The organism is Aliirhizobium wenxiniae (genome assembly GCF_019511445.1).
Taxonomy (GTDB): domain Bacteria; phylum Pseudomonadota; class Alphaproteobacteria; order Rhizobiales; family Rhizobiaceae; genus Neorhizobium; species Neorhizobium wenxiniae_A.
In genome coordinates this window covers 1-1,020 of the sequence record NZ_JAEUAN010000064.1, presented here as the reverse complement: position 1 = coordinate 1,020, position 1,020 = coordinate 1, and the positions used below count along the sequence as shown (strand labels likewise).

1 protein-coding gene is annotated in these 1,020 nt (G+C 56.1%); it reads left to right on the top strand.

What is annotated here, in order from left to right; translation table 11 throughout:
* On the top strand, positions 1–734 hold a 734-nt coding region (locus JNB91_RS30270), incomplete at its 5' end, for an IS110 family RNA-guided transposase (protein ID WP_220329118.1).
* Positions 735–1,020: the final 286 nt, after the last annotated feature.

The following is a 1,020-nucleotide window of genomic DNA, read 5'->3' as shown; positions in this document are numbered from 1 at the left end:
TAGCGCAGTTGGCAGAAGCCGGATTTTACAAAGTCGTGCGAGTAAAGACTTTCGACAACATGGTGACACGCACACTGGTGGCAGCGCGTAGCCAGCTCGTAAGCATTTCCAAGCAGCTCAGCAACCAAATACGTGGCTTCCTAAAAACGTTTGGTCTCATCGTACCCAAAGGGAAAGGCGGGGCATTTGACGCTTATGTGAGAGCGCTGCTGGATGGAAATAGCGGCCTGGCAGGTGTGATATTGCCCCTGCTCGAGGCATGGCGCGACATACGTAAGCGCGCATCCAATCTTGATCACCAATTGCTCGTAGCTTCCAGACAGAGCCGGGCTACGAAGCTCCTGATGACGATTCCAGGCGTTGGTGCCGTCACGGCCGTCTCGTACATTGCCGCGATCGAAGATCCCGAAAACTTCCCCACCTCGCGCTCAGTCGGCGCTTGGCTAGGGCTGACGACGCGGCGCTATCAGTCTGGCGAAATAGATTATGATGGCCATATCTCGCGACGCGGTGACAGTCGGCTGCGGGGATTACTCTACGAGGCAGCTACCGTTCTCTTAACGAGAACCACTGCCAAGACCGAATGCAGTCTAAAGACCTGGGGGCTGAAGCTGCGTGAGCGGCTGGGCTTCAAACGTGCCGCGGTTGCCGTTGCGCGAAAACTTGCCGTCATAATGCATAGCATGCTCAAGGCCGGGCAAGCGTTCAATCCATTGGGCGGCGCAGCAGCTTAACCGAAGCGCCGTCCTACCTGCCTCAGCACCTCAATCTGACTGAGATGCTGGGCGTCCCTGCTGTGGACGTGGGATGGGTCATTCCGTCGATTCCGTCGCAGCTCATTGAGACTGCGTCTTGAACATAGGAAGACCTGCCCTGCGAAAACCCATCATGCGGCGACTGCATGTCGACCGCGGAGACAACCGTGCTCCCAGCACAGGACGAATTTGCAGGACTGAAAGATGTCGAAAGAAAATCTAGAAAAGATGTCGCGCTCGCAACACGGCAACGAAGTACCTTGTT